This is a genomic window from Bacillus pumilus (assembly GCF_003431975.1).
In the GTDB taxonomy this organism is placed as follows: domain Bacteria; phylum Bacillota; class Bacilli; order Bacillales; family Bacillaceae; genus Bacillus; species Bacillus pumilus_N.
The window spans coordinates 1,655,921-1,676,973 of the sequence record NZ_CP027116.1 but is presented as its reverse complement, the minus strand read 5'-3'; the positions used below and the strand labels follow the sequence as shown (position 1 = coordinate 1,676,973).

The 21,053-nt window shown below is 41.9% G+C and carries 19 protein-coding genes; all 19 read right to left on the bottom strand.

The genetic code is table 11. From position 1 onward, the window contains the following. Positions 1-99 precede the first annotated feature (99 nt). Entirely contained in the window at positions 100-1,329 is a 1,230-nt protein-coding gene (locus C5695_RS08515; RefSeq protein ID WP_233230849.1) for a bacillibactin exporter BcbE, read from the bottom strand. 102 nt (positions 1,330-1,431) lie between these two features. Further along, on the bottom strand, positions 1,432-2,157 hold the full coding sequence (locus C5695_RS08510) for a GntR family transcriptional regulator (protein WP_117730346.1): 726 nt from the start codon (positions 2,155-2,157) through the stop codon (positions 1,432-1,434). Between the two features lie 163 nt (positions 2,158-2,320). Then, positions 2,321-4,693 carry an FtsK/SpoIIIE family DNA translocase gene (locus tag C5695_RS08505; RefSeq protein ID WP_125482355.1) on the bottom strand — a complete coding sequence of 791 codons (2,373 nt, stop codon included), beginning with the start codon at positions 4,691-4,693 and terminating at the stop codon, positions 2,321-2,323. Between the two features lie 110 nt (positions 4,694-4,803). Beyond that, a complete protein-coding gene (locus tag C5695_RS08500) occupies positions 4,804-5,040 on the bottom strand; it encodes a YlzJ-like family protein (protein ID WP_117730345.1) in 237 nt (78 codons plus the stop codon). After that, the gene (locus tag C5695_RS08495; RefSeq protein WP_117733051.1) at positions 5,037-5,765 is read right to left on the bottom strand and encodes a ClpP family protease; all 729 of its coding nucleotides are present in this window, start codon (positions 5,763-5,765) and stop codon (positions 5,037-5,039) included. Before C5695_RS08495 ends, C5695_RS08500 begins: the two co-directional genes overlap by 4 nt. A gap of 119 nt (positions 5,766-5,884) precedes the next feature. Then, complete coding sequence (rnjB, locus tag C5695_RS08490) at positions 5,885-7,552, bottom strand: ribonuclease J2 (protein WP_117730344.1); 1,668 nt, start codon at positions 7,550-7,552, stop codon at positions 5,885-5,887. 171 nt (positions 7,553-7,723) lie between these two features. Continuing rightward, complete coding sequence (gene dapA, locus C5695_RS08485) at positions 7,724-8,590, bottom strand: 4-hydroxy-tetrahydrodipicolinate synthase (RefSeq protein ID WP_117730343.1); 867 nt, start codon at positions 8,588-8,590, stop codon at positions 7,724-7,726. Positions 8,591-8,620: 30 nt separating this feature from the next. Then, positions 8,621-9,835: an aspartate kinase gene (gene dapG / locus C5695_RS08480; protein WP_117730342.1), complete on the bottom strand. Its 1,215-nt coding sequence runs from the start codon at positions 9,833-9,835 to the stop codon at positions 8,621-8,623. Positions 9,836-9,927: 92 nt separating this feature from the next. Beyond that, on the bottom strand, positions 9,928-10,947 hold the full coding sequence (asd, locus tag C5695_RS08475; protein WP_117730341.1) for an aspartate-semialdehyde dehydrogenase: 1,020 nt from the start codon (positions 10,945-10,947) through the stop codon (positions 9,928-9,930). A gap of 139 nt (positions 10,948-11,086) precedes the next feature. After that, positions 11,087-11,680 carry a dipicolinate synthase subunit B gene (dpaB, locus tag C5695_RS08470; RefSeq protein ID WP_117730340.1) on the bottom strand — a complete coding sequence of 198 codons (594 nt, stop codon included), beginning with the start codon at positions 11,678-11,680 and terminating at the stop codon, positions 11,087-11,089. Further along, a complete protein-coding gene (dpaA, locus tag C5695_RS08465; protein WP_117730339.1) occupies positions 11,677-12,579 on the bottom strand; it encodes a dipicolinic acid synthetase subunit A in 903 nt (300 codons plus the stop codon). The genes dpaB and dpaA overlap by 4 nt, the downstream gene beginning before the upstream one ends. A gap of 123 nt (positions 12,580-12,702) precedes the next feature. Further along, positions 12,703-12,975 carry a YlmC/YmxH family sporulation protein gene (locus tag C5695_RS08460; protein ID WP_117730338.1) on the bottom strand — a complete coding sequence of 91 codons (273 nt, stop codon included), beginning with the start codon at positions 12,973-12,975 and terminating at the stop codon, positions 12,703-12,705. A gap of 70 nt (positions 12,976-13,045) precedes the next feature. Next, entirely contained in the window at positions 13,046-13,969 is a 924-nt protein-coding gene (locus C5695_RS08455) for an aminoglycoside phosphotransferase family protein (RefSeq protein ID WP_117730337.1), read from the bottom strand. A 73-nt stretch (positions 13,970-14,042) separates the two neighbouring features. Continuing rightward, a complete protein-coding gene (locus C5695_RS08450) occupies positions 14,043-15,272 on the bottom strand; it encodes a M16 family metallopeptidase (RefSeq protein WP_117730336.1) in 1,230 nt (409 codons plus the stop codon). A gap of 33 nt (positions 15,273-15,305) precedes the next feature. After that, positions 15,306-16,199, bottom strand: a complete 894-nt coding sequence (locus C5695_RS08445; RefSeq protein ID WP_233230848.1) for a polysaccharide deacetylase family protein — start codon at positions 16,197-16,199, stop codon at positions 15,306-15,308. Positions 16,200-16,383: 184 nt separating this feature from the next. Beyond that, a complete protein-coding gene (gene pnp / locus C5695_RS08440) occupies positions 16,384-18,501 on the bottom strand; it encodes a polyribonucleotide nucleotidyltransferase (protein WP_117730334.1) in 2,118 nt (705 codons plus the stop codon). Between the two features lie 181 nt (positions 18,502-18,682). Continuing rightward, entirely contained in the window at positions 18,683-18,952 is a 270-nt protein-coding gene (rpsO, locus tag C5695_RS08435; RefSeq protein WP_008354438.1) for a 30S ribosomal protein S15, read from the bottom strand. A gap of 140 nt (positions 18,953-19,092) precedes the next feature. Then, the gene (gene ribF / locus C5695_RS08430) at positions 19,093-20,058 is read right to left on the bottom strand and encodes a bifunctional riboflavin kinase/FAD synthetase (RefSeq protein WP_117730333.1); all 966 of its coding nucleotides are present in this window, start codon (positions 20,056-20,058) and stop codon (positions 19,093-19,095) included. An 18-nt stretch (positions 20,059-20,076) separates the two neighbouring features. Then, positions 20,077-21,006 carry a tRNA pseudouridine(55) synthase TruB gene (gene truB / locus C5695_RS08425; protein WP_117730332.1) on the bottom strand — a complete coding sequence of 310 codons (930 nt, stop codon included), beginning with the start codon at positions 21,004-21,006 and terminating at the stop codon, positions 20,077-20,079. Positions 21,007-21,053 lie beyond the last annotated feature (47 nt).

Below are 21,053 nucleotides of genomic sequence, written 5' to 3'. Positions count from 1 at the left end.
ATTTAAAAGATATTACTATACATTAGTTTAACTATCAAAATTTTACATGTCAATTTATAAAAAAGAAAAAAGATGGCAAAATACCGTCTTTTTCTATGTTTAGACCGTTTTTAATTGTTCACTTTCATCCTCTTTATCTGGTTGGATGAAAAAGAGCACCAAAAATAGTGAAATGAGACTGCAAATGGTCGAGAGAATAAAAACAATCGCGTCCCCTTTATCCATCAAATAAGCGTAAATCGGAGGTCCTAAAGCGACACCGATAAAACGCATACTGCTGTAAAATGACGTGATTGTTCCGCACTGCTCCTTTTCTATTCCTTCTGTGATTAGGGCATCAAGTGCAGGCAGCACCATGCCGATGCCAACACCGCCAACGCTTAAGCAGACGAACAATACGTAAAAACTGTGATTCCACCATAAAAATATATAGGAAAGTGATAACAAGGCCATGCCGACGATTAAAAAGATTCTCATCTTCCCTTTTTCTTTTCCAATTGTTTTCCCAGCAACGTAGGAACTGACGGATAGAAAAAGGAGCGGGATACTAAGCAACAGCCCTTTTTTGACACCCTTTATTTGATAAGCTGCCTCTAGGTTATCAGATAAGTAAAAGAGCACACCAAAAAGAAGAAACATGATAAAACCGCCAATTGCAAAAATGGCATAAAGCCAGCGCCCTTCATGCTTAAAAATGGTCTTTGTTGATTTTAAAAATTCTTTGAATGTAGGCGGGTCCTCCTGTTTTTTCGCAGACTCTACCATGAACAGTACCATGAGAAAGCTGATGATTGAAAAGAACGGAATAAACCAAAACGGCACAAACCAGAACCATGAAGCAAGAAGCGCCCCGATAATAGGGCTTAAAACCTTTCCTGCTGTGTTGGAGGTTTCAATGGCGCCAAGTCCTGCACTCACTTCTTCATCATCATGAAACAAATCTCCTATAAACGGCATAACGACAGGTGCTGCCCCTGCTGAGCCAACACCTTGAAGGACCCTGCCAAATAGGATCCACATGTAGGGTTCTGTCATGATGGTTGAGGCAACTGCTGCCACAGCCCCACCAAGTCCTGCGATTAACAGACAAGGCAGCAGCACCTTTTTCCGCCCGATTCGGTCCGATAAATAACCGGCGATTGGAATACATAAGATGGCTACAACAGAGTATACCGTAATAATGAGGGAGACTTGAAAGGAAGTGATGGAGAGTGTCTTTTCTATCTCTGGCAATACGGGAATTAGCATCGAGTTCCCAAGTGTCATGATTAAAGGCACTGATGATAATGCAATAATATTCTTTTTACTGACTGTTTTCTCGCCCAACATCATTCACCCAATTCTATATACTGTTAAGACTTAGTGTGGCAAGTTTGACGGGTTTTATGTATGGGCAAACAAAAAGCAATCGCCTATGGAAGCGACTGCTTGTTAAAATCGTTTTCGTATCACATGAAAGCTGAATTTATCCGCTCGAAAATAATTGAGTGAGTATAAGACCGGCTGATCATCCTGATCATAATGCATTTGTTTCAGTAATAATAATGCTGTTTCAGGATCACATTCTAGTATTGGTGAAATCTGATCGTGGTAGCCAATTGGCTCAATGTCAGCAACTGCATATTTAATCCCGCTGTGTGGTTCTCTTCCAAACAGCTCAAAAAGCGACTCTTCTTCATGTGTAAAGGAAGCGGGAAGATGCTTGACTGGAATTTTATCTAAGCAATAAACCACTGGCTGTCCATCTGCTGTTCGCACTCGTTCCATTGAGAAAATCTCATCAGATTCATCACATTGAAAACGAATGACATCATTCTCTGTTGGGTCCCCTTCTTGCGAGGATAAAAAGATAGTACCAGGCGTCATATTGACCTGCTCAATCATTTTCGTGACACTCGTCAGCTGTTCAATGCCCGTAGAAAAAAGCGGTCTTGAGTTGACGAAAGTCCCTACACCATGCCTTCTTATTAAATACTTCTCTTCTTCTAATATACGAAGGGCTTCACGCAGTGTCGCTCTGCTCACGCCTAAAAGCTTTGAGAGCTCAAACTCAGAAGGCAGCTTTTCTTTTTCGGCATATACGCCTGTTTGAATATCTTCTTTAATACGGTCAATCACTTTCAAATATAAATGGCGATTGTCTGTTTTCGTCGACATGTTTTCCCTCCGTCTAATCAATGCAAATGATAAGATGAGAAATCTCTATTCCGAGATAAGTTGAACATAACTATATCATGTTTTTGCAAATAAATAAATAGTCTGACTTCCAGTTAACATAATCATACTATTGTTTACTTTTTTCAGGAAAGCTCTCTTCGAATTATGAAGAGAGCTCGTCATATTGTTCTTTTGATAGCAGCACTTCTCTCGGTTTACTTCCTTCATAAGGACCGACAACACCCCGCTCTTCCATGGCGTCAATTAAGCGTGCCGCTCGGGTGTAGCCGATGCGGAATCTTCTTTGAAGCATCGAGACAGACGCCGTCTGCATGCCGATGATGAGTTCCACCGCTTCATCATATAGATCATCTTCAACAGATGCAAGTTGCTCCTGCGTTTCTTCAGTTGGAATCATTTCTTCCTGATATTGTGCTTTTTGCTGGGTGATGACATGATCAACGACATGCTCTACTTCTTCATCTGATAAAAAGGCACCCTGCACACGAACCGGTTTATTTGCTCCTACTGGTAAGAACAGCATATCCCCTCTGCCGAGCAGTTTTTCTGCGCCTCCCATATCAAGAATCGTCCTTGAATCTGTTTGCGAGGACACACTAAACGCAATGCGGGATGGAATGTTGGCTTTAATGACACCTGTAATAACATCGACAGAAGGTCTTTGTGTGGCGATAATTAAATGAATCCCGGCGGCACGAGCCATTTGCGAAAGTCTTGTAATAGAATCTTCTACATCAGAGGAAGCAACCATCATTAAATCTGCAAGCTCGTCAACGATGACGACAATATAAGGAAGTTCTGGCTGTTTGGCCTCTTCTGATTGATTCATTCGTTTAATGTAATCATTGTATCCTTCAATGTTTCTTGTCCCCGTATGAGAAAATAATTCATAGCGACGTTCCATTTCGCTGACGACTTTTTTGAGTGCCTGCGAGGCTTTTTTAGGGTCCGTCACAACAGGAGCCAAAAGATGCGGAATGCCGTTATACACATTCAATTCAACCATTTTTGGATCAATCATCATCATTTTCACTTCATGAGGTTTCGCTCTCATAAGGATACTTGTAATAATGCCATTGATGCACACACTTTTTCCGCTTCCCGTCGAGCCTGCTACTAGTAAATGCGGCATTTTGTTCATTTCAGCCAGCACAGCTTCACCAGAAATGTTACGGCCAAGCCCAATGAGCAGCTTCGCATTTGGACGGTCATTTTGCTTTGATTCTAATACCTCTTTTAAAGAAACCATTGCGATTTCTGCATTAGGTACTTCAATGCCGATGGCGGATTTACCAGGAATCGGCGCTTCAATCCGAATGTCTTTTGCTGCGAGAGCAAGGGCTAAATCATCACTTAGATTAACAATCTTACTGACCTTCACACCGACATCTGGATAGACTTCATATTTGGTGACGGCCGGTCCTAAATGAACCTGTGTGACTTTTGCCTTTACCCCAAAGCTTTGGAACGTTTTTTCAAGCTTTCTTGCATTTTCGTATATATTTTTCTTGTCTGTTTGCTGCCCTGAATGCTGCGGCTCTGCCAAAATATCCAGTGAAGGCAATTCGTAATCCTTGTTTTCAAGTTCAGTAAACGTCATCGGAGGAGCCTCTTTAGGTTCATCAGGTGAATCTGATGGAACCGGTGCACTATGCTCAGATTCTTGAAGAGGCTCTCTCTCTTTTGCCGTCTGTTCTTTTTGAACGAGCGGTGTGAGAATGTCATCTCTGTCAGCAAAGCTTGAGATAATTGGCTGGCTATTGTCAGTAGCCGGCATGTCCTCTTTAATCAAGATTTGATCATCATCGTCCTCTTCTTGTGTACGGGACCGTTTTTTCTTTTCACCAGTTTTCTGAGAGGGCGCGCTCTTTTTCGCCTGCTTGATTCCTTTCATATCTTCGACAAATGCTTTCCACTGCTTCACCAGAAATTGTGAGACAGGCAGCGTTACCTTCTTCACCATTTCTTGCAGGGATCGATTTGTGATCAGAACAATTCCAATCAGCAGCAAAACAATTGCCATAATTTGAGAGCCTGCTTGAGCAAATAAGAAATAAGAAGCAGCAAATAATACGGCACCAATCATGCCGCCTCCTAAATCAGGCGAGCCTGTCTCACCTTTCATATCCATTAAGAAAAGCTCAAATGTATTTCTTATCACACTTTGAGAGCCTATTGCACCCGCAGATGAAAGGTGCTGAAAGAGCTTCACATGAGACAAAAGCAAGATACTCGCAATAATGCAGTATAGTCCTGCCTTTCTCCTTGTCAACATATCTGGGATTTGTTTTTTCCAAAAGATGGTCACACCAAAAAGAAATAATCCAATCAGGCAGAGAATGAACCATTCACCTGCAAAGAATCTGAATAAATGTACGAAGGTTTGTCCAACGACGCCTAGCTGTAAAATGGCAATGATCGCTATGGCAATACAGACTAACCCATTCAATTCATATTTCAGTTTTAGCTGTTTATTTTGTTTTTTTCTCGTTTTCCGTTTTCTCTTTTTAGCCATACTCATCACCTTACTACGAAAGAAAATATAACCTACCGAAAGATCAGAAAGAAAGCAGCCTGGTTTTGGCTGCATCTTGTTGTAAGTTTTCCCTTTATTATAGCATAGAATCATTCATATGAGTCGGTTTGATTGGCGCCTAATTGTAACTTCAATCGCTTGCCTGGAGCAAGCTCTTCATTCAGAAAATCCATTGGATTGGTACTCATGACTTGAACGATTTCTGCTTCATCTTCTTTCATTTCAACCATGACTGGCACGCCTTGAATGCTAACCTGCTGAAGTTTGCGATCTCCTTGTTCCTCTGCGTAAATGGCTTCATATGGCACAGGAGTGTATAAAATCATTGGATCAGCCCCTCGTTTTGAGATGTCCGCTCTCCAATAAGCTCATTCAACTTTTTAATTGCTTGTCCTACGCCGCCCACTTCATTCATGAGCCCGTATTCTGCTGCCTCATGACCAACGACATTTGTCCCAATGTCTCTTGTTAAATTGCCTTTTGAAAACATGAGCTCTTTAAACTTTTCTTCTGTAATATCAGAGTGACTTGTGACAAAGTTAATGACTCTATCCTGCATTTTATCTAAGTATTCAAAGGTTTGCGGGACACCGATCACAAGACCGGTTAGACGCACAGGATGAATGGTCATCGTAGCGGTTTCTGCAATATACGAGTAGTCACATGATACAGCAATTGGGACACCAATGGAGTGGCCGCCGCCAAGTACAATCGATACAGTCGGTTTTGATAGAGATGCAAGCATTTCTGCGATGGCTAGTCCCGCTTCAACATCGCCGCCTACTGTATTTAAGATGATCAAAAGCCCTTCAATTTTCGGATTTTGTTCAACTGCTACGATTTGCGGAATGACATGTTCGTATTTGGTTGTTTTATTTTGTGGTGGAAGCTGCATGTGGCCTTCAATTTGGCCAATAATGGTGAGGCAATGTATATTTGTATCTTGCGGCAGCTGTGGTACGGCTGTTTCACCAAGCTGCTGTATTTTGCTCATAATGCTGTCTTTTTCTTCTGGCTTTCGCTCAGGCTGCTGTTCATTCTTTTCGTCCATTTGTCTCCATCCTTTCCTCAAACTCTCCTCCTATTATGAACAAGATGACCGTATTCAATCCGCATTCCTCACGCCACATCAAAAAAGCCCAAAGAGCTTGTGCTCCTTGGGCTTTCTCATCACACTTCCATAATAATTGGAATGATCATCGGCTTACGTTTTGTTTTTTCATATAGGAATTGATTGAGTACATCACGCATGGATTGTTTCAATGTCGACCATTCAACAATTGAGTTTTCCGTTTGCTCTTTGACAATTCCTTTGACCATTTCTGTCGCTTTCACAATCAGCTCTTCAGATTCTCTGACATACACAAATCCTCTTGTGATGATTTCAGGTCCAGAAATTAATTGTTTCTTTTGTTTATCGAGCGTAATGACGACAATTAAGATGCCATCTTGAGACAATAGGCGTCTATCGCGAAGCACGATGTTCCCGATATCACCAACGCCAAGACCATCAATCAAAATGTTACCTTGGTGAACTTTTTCACCGATTTTGACGTTCTGTCCTCTAAACTCAACAACATCCCCTTTATCAATCAGGAAAATGTCACTGCGCTTCATTCCCACTTCTTCGGCAATACGGGAATGTGCTTTTTGCATACGATATTCGCCATTCACCGGAATTAAATACTTCGGTTTAAGCAAGTTCAGCATGAGCTTTAACTCTTCTTGGCAGCCATGTCCAGATACGTGCACACGTTTTTGTGCAAAAATGACTTGTGCGCCGCTTCTTGTGAGGAAATCGACTGTTTTTGAATATGTGAGCTCTTGTCCAGGAAGAGGTGTAGATGCAATCACAACCGTGTCATCTTTTTCAATATGAAGCTGTTTGTGATTTTGTTTTGCCATTTTTGTTAAAGCCGCAAGAGGCTCTCCATGGCTTCCAGCTGTGAGGACGACCACATCGCTTTTCGCCATTTTCTTCACTTCTTGAACTGGGACAAATAATTCTTCGTCTGCTGTGACATAACCAAGCTTGATCGCCAACTGAAGAGTTGTCATCATATTCTTCCCTGCTACGGCAAGCTTACGGCCATTTTGATTCGTTGCATTAATGATCTGCTGCACGCGGTTAATGTTCGATGAAGATACAGCAACAATGACTCGATTTTCAGCATTGTACATCGCATTTGAGATTTCGTCTTGGACGAGCGCCTCAGAAGGTGTATAACCTGGTTTTTCAGCATTGGCACTGTCTGAAAGAAGTGCTAACACGCCATTGTTTCCAATTTTCGCAATCTCTCCGATGTCACAGGCTTGGTTAAGCGCTGGGGTTTGATCAAATTTAAAATCGCCTGTGCATACAATTGAACCAAGAGAGGTTTTGAAGCTGATTCCAACTGAATCTGGGATGCTGTGATTCGTTCTAAAGAATGATACCTTTGTTGTTTCAAACGTAATGACTGATTTCGCATGCACCTCACGCAAATCAGCTTTTTGATTGAAGCCATACTGCTTTAATTTTTCTCGAAGTAACGCAAGGGTCAGCTTCGTTCCGTAAACTGGTACAGACAATTTACTTAAGCAATGGAATACGCCTCCGATTGCTTCATCATGTCCGTGGGTAAGAAAAATTGCTTTCACCCGATCAGCACGTTCTGTTAAATAAGAGATATCAGGAATAACGACGTCAATGCCTAGCATTTCGTTTTCTGGATGCATTAAACCTGCATCTACCACATATATGTCCGAATCAATCTCAATGACATATAAGTTTTTCCCGATTTCTCCAACGCCTCCGAGTGCAATAATTCTTACGTTCTCTGTATTTTTCTTTTTCAAAATTCTTATCCTCCTAGTCTCAAGCCCGTCCATCATCGCTTAATGCTATTATAACTGAATCTAATTTTAGAAAACAAGATGAAGTCACATTTTAAGAAAGTGTTTATGTATAAAAAACGGTCATACTCAGGGACATCTGAGAATGACCGCTTACGAAATCTTTTGTTTGGATCAGCTTTTTAAGACGCTGCTTAAATCCAGTCTCTCTTCTTCTGACAAAGGCAAAAGCGGAAGACGAACAGATCCGACATCTAGTCCTTTCAGCTGAAGGGCTGTTTTGACAGGCGTTGGATTTGGCGCTGAGAAAAGCTGGTTCATGATTGGGAGCAGCTTTTGATGGATCAATGCAGCATTGGCTGTTTGACCTGAAGCATAGCTTTTCAGCATTTGCTGCATATCAAGTCCTACGATATGAGAAGCTACAGAGACAACCCCTTTTGCTCCAACAGATACAGCTGGAAGCGTTAAGCTGTCGTCACCTGAATATACATCGAAATCTTCCGGCGTCTCTGCAATGATTTTTGTCATGGCATCAAGATCACCACTTGCTTCTTTGATCGCGACAATGTTTGGTATTTGCGCAAGTTTAATCGTTGTTTCTGGGGCTAATGACGCAACCGTTCTCCCTGGTACATTGTAAAGCATGACAGGAAGAGATGTAGACTCGGCAATGGCTTTAAAGTGTGCATACATGCCTTCCTGTGATGGCTTGTTGTAATAAGGTACGACAAGCATCACTGCATCAACGCCCGCTTCTTCTGCTTTTTTCGTTAGTTTGATAGACGCATTTGTGTTATTACTGCCTGTTCCTGCAATGATTTTACAACGACCATTTGCTAATTTCACCGATTGCTGAAAAAGAGCGACTTTTTCTTCAGTCGATAAAGTTGGCGATTCGCCTGTTGTCCCTGCAACGACTAAAGAGTCACTGCCGTTTTTTAACAAGTAATCAATGAGAATTGATAGCTTTTGGAAATCAATGTTGCCCTTTTTATCAAAAGGTGTAATCATAGCTGTTGCGATATTTCCGAAATTCATTTTTTTCACCTCATCATGATTCAATCACATTTATCTTGAAAGTTCAAACACTTCATGCAGAGCATTGACAGCCGCTCTCATGTTTTCTTCGTTCACTAACACCCATATGGTCGTATGACTGTCAGCTGATTGTAAAATCGGAATATTTTGCTCGGATAGAGCCGAGACAATTTTAGAAGTGACACCTGGTACACCCATGATGCCTGCGCCAACAGCTGATACTTTTGCACAATTTGTTGTCACAATTGGCGTATAGCCAAGATCTTTTAGGATCGATGTTGCCTTTTCAGTCATTGCACCTGTCACTGTATACACAATTTCACTCGGTGTAATGTTGAAGAAGTCGACACTGATTTGTGCGTTTGCCATTGCTTTAAAGACCTCTGTTTGCACGCTGTACTGCCCTTCTTTTGCTGGGACTTTGATTTGCGTCACATCATTGACATGTGCAATACCCGTAATGAGTCGATCATACACATCATGGCTCATTTTATCTGAGTAGTGTGAGGTCACAAGTGTGCCCTCATCATCAGAGTATGTTGAACGGACCCTCATTGGTACTTTAGCTTGCATTGCAATTTCGACAGCTCTCGGGTGAATGACTTTCGCCCCTTGATACGCAAGGTTGCAAATTTCCGTATAAGTCACAACTCTAAGCGGCTTTGCATTTTCAACAATGCGGGGATCTGCTGTCATAACGCCTTCTACATCTGTAAAAATGTCAATAAAGTCTGCCTGCAATGCAGCACCTAAAGCAGCTGCGGACGTATCACTGCCGCCTCGTCCGATGGTGGTCACATCCCCATTTTTCGCGGCTCCTTGGAACCCAGCGACAACGACAACATCATGTTCAGATAGCGCTGCCTCGAGACGCTCACACTTCATATCAATAATTTTTGCACTCGTATGCTCCTTATCTGTCACAAAACCCGCCTGTGCGCCTGTCATCGCTACAGCCTTTAGCCCGTTTTCATTGAGCATACTTGAAAACACAACAGCTGAAATATTCTCCCCGCAAGAAACGAGCAAGTCTTTTTCTCGATTTGTCATGTGCTGCGCGCTGCCGTAAAGCAGGCTAAGCAGCGTATCAGTCGCATAAGGATCGCCTTTTCGTCCCATTGCGGATACGACGACAACAGATTTATAGCCTTTCTCTTTTGCCGATAAGATATGTGCAAGTGCCCTTTTTCTACCTTGATCATCTTTGACTGATGTACCGCCAAATTTTTGGACAATTATTTTCACTGTTTTCACTCCAAGTTCATTCTGACGTAACAGAAGAGAGCAGGCGAAAGATGCCTAACTCTCTTCTGTTCGTCCTCATCATCCATTGAATGTTAAACTAATTTTAATGCTTTTAAGCTTTCTGCAATTTGAACGGAGTTCCATGCAGCGCCTTTCAGCAGGTTATCAGAAACAATCCACATATGAAACCCGTTTGGACGGTCCAAATCTTTCCGAATGCGGCCGACAAATACGTCGTTTTTCCCAACAGCATCTGCAGGCATTGGATAAACTTGCTGAGACGGATCATCTTGCAGTGTAATGCCTGGTGCATCTTTTAGAATGGACTTGATGTCATCAACTGTTGCGTCATTTGATTCTAGTTCGACGTAGACAGATTCTGAATGACCCGTTTCAATTGGAAGTCTCACACATGTTGCCGCTACTTCTAGCTCTGGCATGTGCATAATTTTTTTCGTTTCGTTGATCATTTTCATTTCTTCAAATGTATAGCCATTGTCTTGGAATTTATCAATTTGCGGAATCGCATTAAATGCAATTTGATAAGGCATGACTTCCGGCTTTACATCTTCTTTATTTAAAATGGCTTGTGATTGGCTGTATAGTTCGTCAATGGCTTCATGTCCTGCACCTGATACAGCTTGATAAGTGGACACGATGACTTTTTTCATGCCATACGCCTGACGAAGCGGTTCTAATGCCGCTACCATTTGTATTGTTGAACAGTTAGGATTTGCAATGATCCCTTTATGGTCATGCAAGTCTTTTTCGTTTACCTCTGGTACGACAAGAGGGATATTTTCGTCCATACGAAAAGCACTTGTGTTGTCTACAACAATTGCACCTCGTTTGACTGCTTCAGGAGCTAGCGCCTTAGAAACATTTCCTCCAGCACTGAATAATGCAATGTTTACTCCTTCAAAGCTTTCAGGTGTTGCTTCCTGAACGGTATACTCTTGACCTCTGAATGTCACTTTTGTTCCAGCAGAACGTTTTGAGGATAGTAGAGTCAGTGTATCCATTTCAAAATCTCTGTCAGCTAGTGTTTTTAACATTTGTTGACCGACAGCTCCAGTTGCTCCAACTACAGCTACATGCAATCCTCTTCCCATCAGTAAAACTCCTTCCGACCCATCCATGATTCTTTTCTTTCGGATGGCCATCCTATGACTTTTTACATTTTATTTTACCATAGAAAAGCAAGGCTTGAAGTATCTTTTTTGAATCTTTCATGATTTTCTAGTGAATCTATTATTTGTTTGGTCCAATTAAAATCGGCTGAATTTGTCTATGCTGAAGTGCCTCTTCTACTGTCTGAGAAAGCAGATCCATGTTCGCGACCATGGAGGTCGGTTTTTTAAATGGATCATCTTGGCCAAATGGAATAAAGAAAATATTCTTTGTCGACATCAGCCTCATCAGATTTGTACCATTTAAACCTAGCGCATCGTTTGTTGAGATACCTAAAACGACAGGACGATGATTCCGAATGGTTGCTTTTGCAGCCATTAAAACAGGACTATCTGTCATGGCATTTGCGAATTTCGCCATCGAGTTCCCTGTTAATGGAGCAATGACCATACAATCAAGTGGTAGCTTAGGTCCGAGCGGCTCCGCTTTAACGATCGAGTCAATCGCTTGAAATCCAGTCAACTTCTCGATCCGCTCAATCCAGTCCGCCCCATCTCCGAATCTTGTATTCGTATTCTGGACCGTATATGACACAACAGGACGCACTTCTGCCCCTTCTTTTACAAGTGCTTCGATTTGTGGATACACGGCTTCGTACGTACAGTGGGAACCAGTTAAGCCAAAGCCGATTCTTTTCCCTTTTAATGTTGTCATGATTCCATCCCCCTTTTTTCCTCTGCAAGTTCACATAAGAGCCCAGAAAGCACTTTTGCAATGATTTGCCCTGCTGTCTTTGGTGCGACAATTCCCGGAAGACCTGGAGCAAGAAGCGCCTTCACACCGTGTTTTTGTGCAAAGTCAAAGTCTGTTCCCCCTGGGCGGGAGGCGATATCCAAAATGAGTGTCTTTGGCGTCATGCTGACGATGACTGATGAATCTAATACTAAGCTCGGAATCGTATTGATGATGATATCGACATCTGTTACTTCATCTTTTAAACGGTCCATTGAAAATGGATTAAGTCCCATCTCAAAGGCTCGCGCTAAATGGGCTGTATCCGCAGCACCAACTTTCACTTCCGCACCTAGCGCCCGAAATGTGCGGGCAATGGTGAGCCCTGTTCTTCCAAGCCCGAGAACAGCAACACGTGATCCATGAATCGTATAGTCCGTTTGCTGAATGGCCATCATGATAATCCCTTCAACTGTTGGAATAGAGTTATATATGGCAATATCATCTCGCTCAAACAGCCTCACAAGCTTTCGGTTCACCTGCTTTGCCAGATTGTCTAAGTACGTATTAGAAATACCTGAATACAAGGTACAATGTGCAGGGGTTCTTTCTAAATATGCTGCTTCCAGCAAAACCTGCTCATTTGAGAAGACTGTAACAACTGCGCCTTCATCCGTTGCCCCTGATACTGGCAGAATCATACTGTCTACCTGTTCGAATGGAAGTTCTGACATTTTCAGCTTCTCAGCACCGATAAATCCATGATCCAGCTGATCAAACCCAACCAAAAACACTTTGGCATGCTGCTGTGACAGCTTGCGAATAATTTCAAGCTGCCTTGCATCTCCCCCGATCACCGCAACCGTTAAACCGCTCAACATACTGACCGTTCACCTTCTTTATTTAAAAAAGTCTGTAATATTTTCTGAATCTCCCTTTCAGCATATGAGGAGAGGATTCAGCCTGTGAACAAATCGGAGAGAGAAAAGAAAAAGAGCACCCATTTATGATGGATGCTCTTTTTCCCGGGGCGGCTGAAGTTCTTCAGGCACATCGAGAATGATCATATCTGATCCTATTTTTCGAATGTGATTCCACGGGACGCGGATGTCATTTCCTTGTTTTCGAAAACCAAACCACTTCACGGAAGGTATGATGAGTGCTGTAATTTGACCGTCCTGTTCATTGATTTCAAGGTCGGTTTGTCCAAGCACGCCAAGCCGCTCCGCTCTTTTGATATCGACGATCTCTTTTCCTGACAGTTCACTTAGCCTCAAAATCGCATCACTTCCCTTCCGTATCATATATGCAGCCACAAGAAGAAATAGACCGTCCCGCTTTTTCAAGTTATGAATGATGCCAATTTGAATACCAAGCTGGTTTCAGTAGATGAAAGTGATCATGGTCTGCCAGCATTCTTTCCACTCTGCTCACCATGTCTTTTACATGTTCAGTGTCATAAGAAAGCGTCCAGACAATAGAAGAAAAGCAACTCATTGCTGTATAGATAGAAAAAAGAAGCCAAAAATCGTCTGTGGCCTGCGTACTTACATAGTAATCCAGTTGCCCTGCTGAAAACGGAATACTATTTTCTCGGCTAAATAAGGACAATTTATAAAAATCATGAACTGGGTCACCCCAGTCAGATTGATCAAAGTCAATGACTCCTGAATACTCACCTTCTTGTATGATGATATTCCCCAAATGAAAATCATCATGCTGGAATTGATTAGGCCTCGCCTTTACTGCATCAACATGTGATTTAATAAAATCTAATACGAAATGATCCTGATCGAAGGTCACTCCACTTGATTGATAGGCATGTACATACCGTTCATGTTTCATTATGACCCTCTCATCCCATGTCGCGATATGAGAAGGTGCGGAACATGTGTGCATGAAACTAAGTTCTTTGCCTGCCCGTCTACCGATTTCATACTGCTCTTCATTTGTCAGCAGATGGATGGATGCTCTAGCATTCTCTCCTTCAATAAAAGAGAAAATACGATAGGTACAGTTGAGTTCAGTATTCATCCCAATCTCCATTACTTCAGAACATAGAAGGCCTCGATCTTTAAACTTTTGCTGAACTGACGCTTTTCTTTTAAAATTGGAATACGTTTTGAGGTTTGATAGCTTGAGCACCAGCTTTTCACTTGAGGATGTTGTGACGAGATAAGTACGGTTTCCAGAAAGGCCAGATGTCATCGGCTCAAAGGAGGTGGCTTGTGTCAAAAGCGGAGAAAGGATTTTCAGTTTTTCACGTTCCATGTAAGCAGCGCCCCTTTCTTCTTGATATATAATAAACGGCAGACCTCTTAAGAAGCCTGCCGTGTTGTTTACATTATGATGGCTGATCACCCGTAGGACTAATAAGCGAGAGCGCATAATCCTCTGTAAAGATTCGTTTCGATAAGTTATTCACACCGTCTAATGTGACTTTGTTGATTTCGTCAATAATTTCATCAAGTGTGCGATGTTTGCCAAGGAGCAGTTCGTTTTTACCGTTTCGGCTCATCTTGCTGTTTGTGCTTTCAAGGCTGAGCATGAGGTTGCCTTTCATTTGCTCCTTAGAGTTCTCTAATTCTTTCTGCGTGATTCCCTCACGTTTTAAGACATCTAATGTTTGTAAGATGGTTTCAGAGAGCAGGTTCAGCTGCTTCGCTCCAGTTCCGCCATAAATCGTCAGCATTCCGTTATCTGCAAATGAGCTGTGATAGCTGAAGACGGAATAAGCGAGTCCTTTATCTTCTCTTACATCCTGGAACAAGCGGCTGCTCATACTACCACCAAGAACATTATTTAACACGATTAAGTCATAAATGCCTTTATCTCCAGCTGGAAGGCCATTAAAGCCCATGCAAAGGTGCGCTTGCTCTGTTTCCTTTTTGCGTGTGAGCTTGTCATAGTGAAATTGCGGCGCTTCTACAGGCTGTTTTTTCCCTCTCGTTTCATACGAACCGAACAATTTTTCAACCTCACGAATGAAGGTATCATCCACGTTTCCTGCTACAGAGATGACGACACGATCCGGTGTGTAGAATTCATCCATATAAGCTCTAAGAGAGTCACCGTTAAAGGTAGATAGTGTTTCTTCTGTTCCTAAAATCGGGTACCCTAACGAATGATCACCATAAATCGCTTTGCTAAGCAAATCATGAACAATATCATCAGGTGTATCCTCATACATTTTGATTTCTTCATAGACCACATTTTTTTCTTTTTTCAGCTCTTCTTCATCAAAAGCGGAATGAAAAAACATGTCACTTAATACATCGAGAGCGTAGCCAGCATGTGAATCAAGTACCTTTGCATAGTAGCAAGTGTATTCTTTTGACGTAAAGGCATTTACTTGACCACCAATGCGGTCAAAGGATTCTGCGATATCACGTGCAGATCTTGTCTTTGTTCCTTTAAAGAACATATGCTCTAAAAAGTGAGAGATCCCATTAATTTCTGGTGTCTCATGTCTAGAGCCTGTTCCAATCCAGACGCCTATTGCGACAGATCTGACAGTGGGATTGTTTTCAAGTACAATTCTTACTCCGTTTTGGCATGTATACGTTTTGACCAAGTTTTGCTCCTCCTATTCAACAAACAGATCGCATCACGGATGTCTTTTTTCACTTAGGAGGTCAGAAACCGTTCCTAATTCATATCCTCTTTCCTTAATTTGAGTGATAAGTGCGTCAAGACTTTTCGCCGTCGAATCTGTTGGATGCATTAATATCATCGCCCCATTGTGAATTTTTCCAAGCACCCGTTTTTGTAATACGTCTGGCGACGGTTTTTGCCAGTCAATGGTGTCCACGGTCCACATGATGGTTTCCATTCCTTCATTTGCGGCGAGCTTTACTGTTTCTTCTTTAAAGCTGCCGCTTGGAGGGGCAAACCACTTCGGTTTTTTTCCGAGGGATTCTTCAATTTGACGATTTGTTTTGGTAATCTGCTCTAATGCTCGTTCTCTTGTCAGTGTGCGCATATCCGGGTGATTGTATGAATGGTTTCCAATTTCATGACCATCTGCCACGATTTTTTTTGCAAGATCTGTGCTTTTTTTCACCCATTTGCCCTCTAAGAAAAAGGTCGCCTTGACCTGATGCTTTTCCAGTGTCTTTAACATCTTCATTAGATGCTCGTCACCCCAAGCCACGTTGATGAGGAAAGCATTCATTTTTTTATCTGGATGTCCCTTGTAAATGGGCTCAGCACCAAGTTCATGTAAATGAATAGAAGGTTTTGTTTCGTTGAAAACAAGTAACTTTTCATCGAACGACCCATGCTTCTTCATGTTTTCATAAGAGGCATCGATATTGACTGTCTGTCCATTTAGACCAGGCATCTTTTTCCACACTTTATCAATCTTAGCATTTTGCGCCTTCACTTCATAGTCAGAAGACTTCGATTCAATCTCTTGATATAAAATATCTTTTGATACAGATGCAACCTCGGCGTGCTCTTTCATTGATTCAATATATGTAACAGCAACCGGCTGCTTCATCGTTTGATATGACACGAGCAGTAAAAATACAAACACAATGAATGGTAACGTTTTTTTCAATGGTTGTCCCTCCCCTTTACCACAAATTATGATGGGGAGAAACAAGCTAGAACTATTGTTGGCGCAAGAAAAGAAAGAAGCCTGGCACGGATACCTGGCTTCTAACACAATTTATTTGTTCTCATTAAGACTGTTTTTCTTCTTTTTCCTTTTCTTCACGTAAAACAGCTTTGCGAGAAAGGTTCACACGGCCCTGTTTATCGATTTCAGTGACTTTGACAAGTAATTCATCGCCAATCTTCACGACATCTTCTACTTTGCCTACACGCTCAAGCGCAAGCTCAGAAATATGAACAAGTCCATCTTTACCGCTGAAGATTTCAAGGAATGCACCGAATTTTTCAATGCGTTTCACTTTACCTAAGTAAAGTTGTCCTACTTCAACTTCTCTTACAAGATCTTCAATGATTTTCTTCGCTTTTTGGTTCATGTCTTCTTCAGTAGAAGAAATAAAGATTGTACCATCTTGTTCAATATCGATTTTCACACCGGTATCTTCAATGATTTTATTGATTTGTTTACCGCTCGGTCCAATGACATCGCGAATTTTATCAGGATTGATTGTCATCGTTAAGATTTTTGGTGCATAACGAGACAATTCTTCTCTAGAAGCAGGAATCGTTGACAGCATGCTATCTAAGATTTCCATTCTTCCTTTTTTCGCTTGTTGGAGAGCTTCTTCTAAGATGTCTTTTGATAGACCATCGATTTTGATATCCATTTGAAGTGCTGTTACACCTTTAGATGTCCCTGCAACTTTAAAGTCCATATCTCCAAGTGCATCTTCCATTCCTTGAATGTCTGTCAGCACTGTGTAGTATTCGCCAGATTTCACAAGTCCCATTGCAATACCTGCAACTGGTGCTTTAATTGGAACACCCGCATCCATCATGGCAAGTGTGCTTGCGCAAATACTTGCTTGTGAAGTAGACCCGTTTGATTCTAATACTTCTGAAACAAGACGCACCGTATAAGGGAAATCTTTTTCAGATGGAATCACTGGTTCTAGCGCACGTTCACCTAACGCACCATGACCGATTTCACGGCGTCCTGGGCCACGCATTGGACCTGTTTCACCAACACTGAATTGCGGGAAGTTGTAATGGTGCATGAAGCGTTTTGATTCTTCCACACCTAAACCATCAAGGATTTGCACATCGCCAAGTGCACCTAATGTACAAATGCTGAGCGCCTGTGTTTGGCCCCTTGTAAATAGTCCCGAACCGTGCGTTCTTGGCAGAAGGCCTACTTCTGAAGAAAGTGGGCGGATTTGATCTACACCGCGTCCATCTGGACGGACTTTCTCTTCAGTGATCAGACGGCGGACTTCATTTTTGACAAGCTTATTTAATACATCTTTCGCTTGTTTGATTGTCGCTTCGTCACGCTCTTCTTCTTGAAACTTCTCAACTACAGCTTTTTTCACCGCACTGATGGCATCCTCACGTGCATGCTTCTCATGTACTTGAATCGCTTTCAGCAGGTCAGTTTCAGCAAGTGCTTTCACTTCGTCTGCTAACGTTTGATCTACTTCGTATAAAGGAATATCGATTTTTTCTTTACCGACTGCCTTCACAATTTCCTCTTGGAATTCGATTAAACGCTTGATCTCTTGGTGACCATACATGATAGCTTCAAGCATTGTTTCTTCTGGTACTTCATCGGCACCAGCTTCGACCATGTTGATCGCATCTTTTGTTCCAGCGACTACAAGGTTGATGTCGCTTTGTTCAAGCTGTTCTACATTTGGATTGATGATCAGCTTTCCATCTACTCGTCCTACTGTAACGCCGGCGATTGGTCCCTCAAATGGAATGTCAGACACACATAATGCTAAAGATGAGCCAAACATTGCAGCCATTTCAGATGAACAATCTTGATCCACACTCATGACGATACTAATGACTTGTACTTCGTTTCTAAATCCATCTGCAAATAGTGGACGAATTGGTCTATCAATTAAACGGCTTGCAAGGATCGCTTTTTCACTTGGACGGCCTTCTCTTTTAATGAAGCCACCAGGAATTTTACCTACTGCGTATAATCTTTCTTCGTAGTTCACAGTGAGCGGGAAAAAATCAAGTGGTTTTGGCTCTTTAGAAGCTGTTGCTGAGCTAAGCACAGCCGTATCTCCGTAGCGTACGAGGACCGCTCCGTTTGCTTGCTTTGCAAGCTGGCCAGTTTCAACTGTCAGTTGACGTCCGGCCCAGTCTATGGTGAAGACTTGTTTTTCTTGTCCCATTCTGAGATAAACTCCTCTCTTAACGTTAAATTTTAGTTAGTTCTTATTATGAACAAAATGATTTTCACATATCAATGTGAAAGCTGTATGTAGAAGGGTTTTTGCCATTCTTTCAACATTTTAACCATAAAATATTAGTGATTATACGATAAAAAAGCGGGAATCCTCCCGCTTTTTACGATTATCGACGTAAGCCTAGTTTGTTAATTAACTCACGGTAACGAGTTACGTCTTTATTACGTAGATACGTAAGAAGATTACGACGTCTACCTACCATTTTCAAAAGACCGCGACGTGAGTGGTGATCTTTCTTATGAGTACGTAAATGCTCGTTCAAGTTGTTAATAGATTCTGTTAGGACAGCGATCTGAACTTCTGGAGATCCAGTATCAGATTCGTGTGTTTTGAACTCATTAATTAATTGAGTTTTACGCTCTTGAGTAATAGCCATCCTGTTTCACCTCCAAATCATGTTAGCCCCATCTACCTCGCAACCGTCGGTGAAGTCGGCCTGCCAAGTAAGTGGTTTTAAAGCTACAGGAATTATCATACTAAAAATATGCTGAATTTGCAAATGGTAGAGCTGTTTTTCTATGAATTTTTTGTTTGGTTACGCTGATCATGAAAAAACTGAATCGCTTCTTCTTTATCTTGACTGATTTGAGCCGTTAATTCTTGGATTCCGTTAAATTTTTGTTCGCTGCGAATACGCTTGAACCATTGTAATTTAATCGGTTCACCGTATATTTCTTCGTTAAAATCAAAAAGGTTCACTTCAATCGCAGGCTGATCGGGACGTTTTTCATAAAATGTTGGTTTATAGCCAACGTTACAAACGCCGTCATACACTTTGCCCTTCACTTCTGCTCTCACTGCATAAACCCCTGTTGGCGGAATGATGTATTCAGCAGATAAACCGACATTGGCTGTCGGAAAACCGATCGTCCGTCCTCGCTTATCCCCATGAATGACAATGCCGCGAAGCTGATAAGGTTTTCCTAAAAGCTCACTCACATATTCAACATCTCCATTTTTCAATGCGGAACGTATGAGAGTCGAGCTCACTTTTCGGTCTTGATTGGACAATTTAGGGACGATGGTTGCTGAAATACGCCCTTTTGCGTACTCATCAAACGTTTCCATTGTGCCTGCACCAAAACGCCCAAACGTAAAATCAAAACCGGCTACTGCGTGCTTCACATTCAGCTCATTCAAATATTGATCCACAAACTCTTGAGGAGATAGCGCTGCAAAGCTTTCGCTGAATTGCACAATGTATAAATAGTCAGCACCCAGCTGTTTGATGAAATCAATTTTATCCTCAAGTGGTGTAATTAAGTCTTTAGGTTCACGCGCTTTTTGCAAAACATGTGATGGATGCGGATGAAAGGTCATGACCGCTAAGGCCAATCCTTCCTTTTTCGCCATATTTTTTGCTGTATCAATGACTTTTTGATGTCCGAGGTGAACACCGTCAAAATACCCTAAAGCCATAACAGACGGTTCTTGATCGTTTTGATTCAATGTATGAGGGTGTGAAATATGTATAGTCTTCACGAGATGGTCACCTTTTCTTTAAGATTGCTTGTCCTGAGATAAGATCTTCGCCGGCTTCATCAGATTCTGTTTGGTCGGATGCTTCATATATATCGCCATACAACGACCTGAAGGAGCAAAGACAGCGACACGATCCTCCTCTGCAAAATGAGCAAATTCATCAGGCAATGGCAGGACTGCACCGTTTTCCACTTTACTTGCTAATGTATCATTTATCTCCCATTTCGGCAAATGATTGAGCGCACGTTCGATCGGAACAAGGTGCTCATCTACTGTGCCTTCTTCGCTCATATCTCGGAGCTCATCAAGAGTGATACATTCATCTAGTGTAAAATCACCTGACCCTGTGCGAATAAGATGTGACATATGGGCTGGAAACCCTAGTTTCTTTCCAATATCAACCGCTAAGGTTCTGACATACGTTCCTTTTGAGCATAGAACAGTGAATCTAAATGACACCTTTCCATTTTCAAATAGAACAGGAGTGGTCCGCTCAATACGGTGAATCGTAATTTCGCGGCTTGGCCGCTCAATTTCAATACCCTCTCTTGCATATTCATAGAGCTTTTTCCCACCAATTTTCACAGCAGAAAACATGGGAGGAATTTGTTCAATCGCACCTTCAAACTGTTTCAACGCAGCATCGATTTCTTCTTCTGAAATTGGCTTTTGCACCTTTTTTTCTTCAACAATTTCGCCTGTTTGATCTTCTGTTGTTGTAGAAAAGCCAATCGTCATTTCTGCATTATACGTTTTTGATTTATCTGTTAAGTATTCTACAATCTTCGTCGCTCTACCGATACAAATCGGTAGAACACCTGAAACCTCAGGATCGAGGGTGCCTGTATGTCCGACTTTTTTGGTATGCAGGATCTTTCTCACTTTAAACACACAGTCGTGAGAGGTCATTCCTCTTTCTTTATGTAATAAAAGAACACCATTTATCATCTGCGTTCTCTCCTTTCATAAACGATGAAAAAGGACAGACGATCATC